We start from the raw sequence: 5,946 nt of genomic DNA on the forward strand, positions 1-5,946 counted from the left end.
GCCGCCAATGTCTGAATGCGCACCTGCAAACCATAGCTCGGTAATATTGCTTTGATGGTTCATGAGTGTGGGTTCAAAGGCGCGGCGTTTTTCATCAAGGGCTACGCAGTGCAGCGCGTGAGTAATGTTGTTGGCAATGGTGTGGTTTTCAAAAATAACGTGCTCTGCGCCGCGTGTAGCTTTACTTACTTTTGATAAGCCAATAGAGGCGACGGTATCAAACACACATACGTAAACATTATCAGCAATTAAAGGCTCTAGAATTTTGGCAAAACGCCTAGCAAGTGCACCGCCTCGGCTAAAACCCGTTAGCAGTATGGCATCGCCTATTAGGTAGTGAGCTTTAAAGTCGCTTAATGCTTGATTTAAGATACTGGCTACGTCGTCACCACGAGGTGCAAGGGTTTGGTTTAAAATGCGTTTAAGGCGGCTGCCTTTAGTGCCAATACCTTGATAATAAAAACTGAGTTGGTTAGCAAAAGGAGTAATGGGGGAGTCTTCTAATTTACCGCCAAGCAGTAAATGCAATTTTAGAATGTTGGTAATATTAGAGTCTTCTTTAAAATGCTCTGAGCTAAATTGCTCTGCATCACGGGGCTCGTTTCCTGTGCCGTCAAAGTTAAAAATTAGCGTTTTACCCGTCATAACCCAATTTCCTTAGTTGTTTTAAATACTCTACACAGACAATGTTAAATATTAAAGACAATATTTGGGTTAGTAACAAATACGCCAACTAATTTGTTGGCGTATTAAAAGTGCGGGTTATAGGTTATTAAAAGTATAGTGATTTAGCTGCGTGCCCTCTGCGGGTTTTAATGCGGGGTTTAACTTAATTAATTGCTCGTAAACCTCAGGATAAAACGTTTTTAAACGTGCTGCGCGAGAAAGGTGATTCGGTTCAATTTTTTCAACAAGCTGCAGGGCTAAAGGAATCATTGGGCTTAACTCCCCTTTGGTGTAGCTTTGCTCAAGCGCTAGGTCGAGTATATCTACGCCTAATTTTTCTGAATCAGCGGGTATTTTATTATCAATTAGAAATTGTACTACCTCGACAGAAGACGATGCAGCTTGTACATAAACGTCGCGCCCATACGTATCGGTAATCGAAAAATCAAAACCAGCTTGTTTAAGCTTTTGCCATTGACTAAGAGGAAAACGACTTAATCTTGCTAAATCACTCGGTGGCTTAGGTTCAACTCGGCTTTGCCAGATCGCTATAAAGTCATGAGGCTCTAATAGTAGGAATGAAAAAAGTGTATCGGTTTCTGTTTGAGTTAATGGTGTACTAAGGCTGTACTCATAAGCTTTTTGGTAATCTTTTTTAGACAAATATTCGCTGAACGCGTTATGACTTCTATCGTTTGAAAGCTGATTGTTTAGTATACTCCACCAGTAATTAACTAATACGGGGTCTTGTTCTTGTAAAACATATTCGAAGTTATTACCGTGCTCTTTTTTTACCTCTAGCACCGTATTATATGCTCGCATAGTAGAGTGTAATTGTTCAGTAGCGCTTAACTGCTGCTGTAATAGTTCACAGTTTTGTCTTTTATTATCTAGCTCTTTCTTTTGTTGCTTCAAATCTACTAAAAAACGTGCAACATCAGAATTATCGGGCTCACTCACTTGGGGCAATGTGGCGTTGTCTATTTTACCAATAGGGCTAAAGTAAGCATATTGCTCAGGGTTTTCCTGCCCATTAATATAGGCGCCTTGCTGGTAAATAAAATCACTTACAAAAGAAACGCCTTTGCCATTTAGGCCGTCATTAGCATTGCCGCTATGAGCTTTATAGCCCTGCTCTGTGAGGTAGTCCAACATTTGAGTATGCTTTGCATCTAAAGGGGCTGGCGTTAAGTTACCACTTCTAGGCAGGTTTACTATTGCAACATCTAAACCAGTAAATAAGCCAGGCCGATTGGTTGGTGTTACGCCTAGTTGTTGTAGTGCTTTTACAAGCGGTAAATTAAACTGGCTTACGGCAATATCAGCCATGTTATATAAAACAGAATTTTCTTCGTACAGCGGCATAGCATCCAGTGCCGGCACCTGCTTCATAAGCGCAAAAATATACTCATTAGGAATGTTGTTTTTAATTGCAGTAGCTAACTCATTAACTGTAAATTGGTTAGTTGAAATTGCCTGCTCAAACTCTTTTGGCGTAAATTTATTTGCATTAAGCACAAACAATGTCGCCGGGGAAATAACTTCACTGCCCTCAAGTTTAATAAACGTTTTAGAGTAAGTGGTAAATGTATCAGTGTTGTTTAATAAAGCATAAAGGGTTTCTTTTTGTACATTTTCATCAAGGGGTACACTCAGAGTCAGTCCTGAAGGGCTATGTTTATTATCTCCAAGCTGTTGAATCATTTCTTTTACTTTATCATTGGTGAAGCCTTTAATTGCCTCAATGCCTTGCCAATTAGCTAATTCGTCTAAAGAGCTAGTAATACTAAGCTGCTGCTTTTGCTCAGCAACTATGGCATCTCTTAAAAAGGCAATATATTGACGCTTATAGATTCCTGATAGGGTTGCATACTTTAAAAGCGTGGGGACCGACGTCCCTTTTTTAAGCTCACTCACAAAAAATGAAACAAGCGATTGGTTTAAATTATTTATTTTTATATGTTGTTGCTGTGATTGATCTCTACAAAGGCGAATATCTTTTTTTAGATCTGTGACTATTCTTAGCGGTGTGCCTTCTACGGGCTGCTTTTTATTAACTAAATTAGGCTCAGTGGCATTTGGTGCAGCCACGTTGGTCTGCTCTACAGCGGCTGTGTTAGGCTGGGTTTTAAATAGATATACTGCCAAAGCCGCTATAATTATAAGTCCGAGAAGTCGCTTTTTCATAACCGCCAATCCTTTGATGTTATTAAAATATTCTCACATCGTACTACTCTAGGTACGCAAAGTGCAAAAAAGCTTTAAGAGATAATACTTATTAACTCTTAAAGCTTTTTTGTGGTTTTGTGAGCGTACTTAATTTTTTAGTGCAACTTCATTTTAGGGCGCACTACACGCAGCACTTTTTCGCTTATCCATAATGCAAAGGTTTTTGCGCTACCGTGTATGGCGCGTTGGTGCATACGGTATAAAGATATATACATAAAGCGGGCAATTTTACCTTCAATAAAAAAGGTATTGCTGGTTAGGTTGCCCATTAAGTTACCCACAGTGCTGTAGCTTGATAAATTAACAAGTGAGCCATGGTCGCTGTATTTAAAGCCGCGTAGTGGTTGCTGCTTTAGCGTTGCGATTAGATTTTTTTCGACGCACTGCGCCATTTGATGCGCCGATTGTGCGCGTGGTGGTACTTGCTTACCGTCGGCTTGGGTAAATGCGCAGCAATCGCCTAATACAAAAATGCTTTCGTCTACGGTGCTTTGTAAAAACTCGTTTACTTGAATTTGGTTGCTGCGCGTCAGCTCAAAAATACCTAAGTCTTTAATAAAATCAGGTGCTTTTACGCCTGCTGCCCACACCATAATATCGGCATCAATGTGTTCTTCGTCTTTGGTGATAAAGCCTTGTGCGGTGCCTTCTTTTACTTGTGTTTGCTCGCGCACGTTTACGCCAAGTTTTAATAGCTCACGTTTTGCACTTACGGCAATACGCTCAGGTAATGCTGGTAAAATACGTGGTCCGGCTTCTATTAAATGAATATGCAAACGCTTAGACGACATATTTGTTAAGCCATAAAGTTTTAATAGTTCAGACACATGATAAAGCTCAGCTGAGAGTTCAACACCGGTAGCACCGCCGCCTACAATGGCAATATTAAGTGATTGCTGTTGGTTATCGTCTTGGTGAAGGCGTGTAAAGCTGTCGAGTAATGAATGCTGAAAGCGCTCTGCTTGTTGGTTTGAGTCTAAAAAGTAGCAGTGATCTTTTATACCTGGGGTATTAAAGTCGTTACTTACGCTGCCAATGGCAATCACTAGGTGGTCGTAGCGCACGGTGCGCTCGGGTAAAATTGTGTGGCCTAGCTCATCTAAAAGTGGTGCAAGGGTAACTGTTTTATTGCTTTGATCTATATTGCAAAAAGTACCAAGTTGAAAGTTATAGTGGTGTTTTGCAGCATGGGCTGAATACACAACGCCATCTAAATCGGGGTCAATAGAGCCTGTCGCTACTTCGTGCAGTAACGGCTTCCATATGTGGGTACGGTTTTTGTCTATTAGTAGAATTTCAGCTTGTTTTTTCTTTCCTAATTTATGACCTAATTGCGTTGCGAGTTCTAATCCGCCAGCACCACCGCCAATAACGACGATTTTAGGTGTAGTAATATTCATAACGTTGCCCTCAAAAATAATATACCCAAGTGATCTGTATTTTTATTAGTTTTTTAAGATAACTTGGGTATCAATAAATTATTTTGGCAACAAGCAGTTACTACTCATTTTATAGTGCTCTAGTTTGCGCTTAAATAAAGGTGATGTCAGCAATAAATAATGTTATTTGTTGTATACTGAGTTGCAAATATTTCATCTACACCGCATTTTTATAAGCATGACTATTGTTTAGCCATCAAAAGGACATTTATGACCACGCCACTAATTCAATCACTTGAGCAGCACTTTGGTTTTAGCCAATTTAGAACAGGGCAACAACAAACTATAGAGCAGCTTTTAAATGGTCAATCGTCGTTGGCTATATTTCCGACCGGTTCGGGTAAATCGTTGTGCTATCAATTAACTGCGTTGCATTTACCAAATTTAACGTTAGTGGTTTCGCCTTTACTAGCATTGATGAAAGATCAAATTAGCTTTTTAAATAGCAAAGGTATTTACGCGGCAAGCCTTGATTCGAGCCAAGATCAAATGCAAAGCAGCACCGTAATGAATGATGTGCGAAATGGTAAAATTAAAGTACTAATGGTGTCGGTTGAGCGCTTTAAAAACGAGCGTTTTAGAGAGTTTATAAGCCAGGTGGCGCTTTCGATGTTAGTGGTAGACGAAGCGCACTGTATATCTGAATGGGGCCATAACTTTAGACCCGACTACCTTAAACTACCGCGTTACCGCGAAGAGCTTAATATTCCTTTAGTATTGCTGCTTACGGCAACGGCGACTAAAAAAGTTAAACGCGATATGGCAGAGCGATTTGCTATATCGCCTGAGTGTATTGTGCAAACGGGCTTTTATCGCGCCAATTTAGATTTAAGTGTGTTGAGCGTTAAAACCGCCGATAAAAATACCGAGCTTACCAACATTGTGCGCGCGCAAAATGGCCCTGGTATTGTGTATGTAACGCTACAGCAAAGCGCCGAGCAAGTTGCTAATGTGCTAAGTGCACAAGGTGTGCACGCGGTGGCGTATCATGCGGGGCTTGAAGATACGCTACGCTGGCAAATTCAAGATGATTTTATGGCGGGTAAAATTAACATAGTGGTGGCAACCATAGCCTTTGGTATGGGCGTTGATAAGTCGGATATTCGCTTTGTTATACATTACGATTTACCAAAATCGATAGAAAACTACAGCCAAGAAATTGGCAGAGCAGGGCGCGATGGCAATCCATCAAACTGCTACACCCTTGCCAATTTAGATGGGCTAAATACGGTTGAAAACTTTGTATATGGCGACACCCCAGAGCTTAGCGGTATTGAATACGTAATTAACGATATTCGCCAAAGCCACCAGCAATGGGAAATGCAAGAATACAGCTTATCGAGTGAAAGTAATATTAGGCAACTGGCACTTAAAACCTTACTTGTACAGCTTGAAATGCAAGGCGCTATAACGCCGCAATATGCTTACTACGCCGATTTTAAATATAAATTTTTGGTTGATAAAAATGAGCTACTAAGCCAATTTGACGAGCAACGCCAAGCGTTTTTAACGCAAATATTTAGCCATACCGATTTTAAAAAAATATGGGGCACGCTAAATTTTGACTCCCTTACGCAAGCTGCGCAGGTTGATCGAAAACGCGTAGTGGCAG

Annotated in this window: 4 protein-coding genes (1 of these 4 only partly in view); 1 reads left to right on the forward strand and 3 read right to left on the reverse strand. The window is 40.5% G+C overall.

Annotation, left to right across the window (positions count from 1 at the left end):
* The 3 genes from L652_RS0110515 to L652_RS0110525 all read right to left on the reverse strand — a co-directional run.
* The coding region (locus L652_RS0110515) for a DUF2235 domain-containing protein (RefSeq protein ID WP_024594563.1) at window positions 1-645 on the reverse strand (645 nt) is incomplete at its 3' end.
* Window positions 646-762: 117 nt separating this feature from the next.
* A complete protein-coding gene (locus tag L652_RS0110520; RefSeq protein WP_024603441.1) occupies window positions 763-2,853 on the reverse strand; it encodes a hypothetical protein in 2,091 nt (696 codons plus the stop codon).
* Between the two features lie 137 nt (window positions 2,854-2,990).
* Complete coding sequence (locus L652_RS0110525; protein WP_002962796.1) at window positions 2,991-4,295, reverse strand: NAD(P)/FAD-dependent oxidoreductase; 1,305 nt, start codon at window positions 4,293-4,295, stop codon at window positions 2,991-2,993.
* Between the two features lie 249 nt (window positions 4,296-4,544).
* Here L652_RS0110525 and L652_RS0110530 point away from each other — a divergent pair, with 249 nt between their 5' ends.
* A protein-coding gene (locus L652_RS0110530; RefSeq protein ID WP_024603442.1) for a RecQ family ATP-dependent DNA helicase crosses the window boundary here: on the forward strand, window positions 4,545-5,946 show its 5' portion. It continues 533 nt past the right edge of the window; only the first 1,402 of its 1,935 coding nucleotides appear in the window; the start codon lies at window positions 4,545-4,547; its stop codon lies off the right edge, out of view.

Origin of the sequence: Pseudoalteromonas sp. TB25, assembly GCF_000497995.1 — a bacterium.
In the GTDB taxonomy this organism is placed as follows: domain Bacteria; phylum Pseudomonadota; class Gammaproteobacteria; order Enterobacterales; family Alteromonadaceae; genus Pseudoalteromonas; species Pseudoalteromonas distincta.

Bases quoted from the DNA above. Each gene is read 5' to 3' on its own strand.
- L652_RS0110520 (WP_024603441.1), bottom strand. From the start codon at position 2,853: ATGAAAAAGCGACTTCTCGGACTTATAATTATAGCGGCTTTGGCAGTA.
- L652_RS0110525 (WP_002962796.1), bottom strand. From the start codon at position 4,295: ATGAATATTACTACACCTAAAATCGTCGTTATTGGCGGTGGTGCTGGC.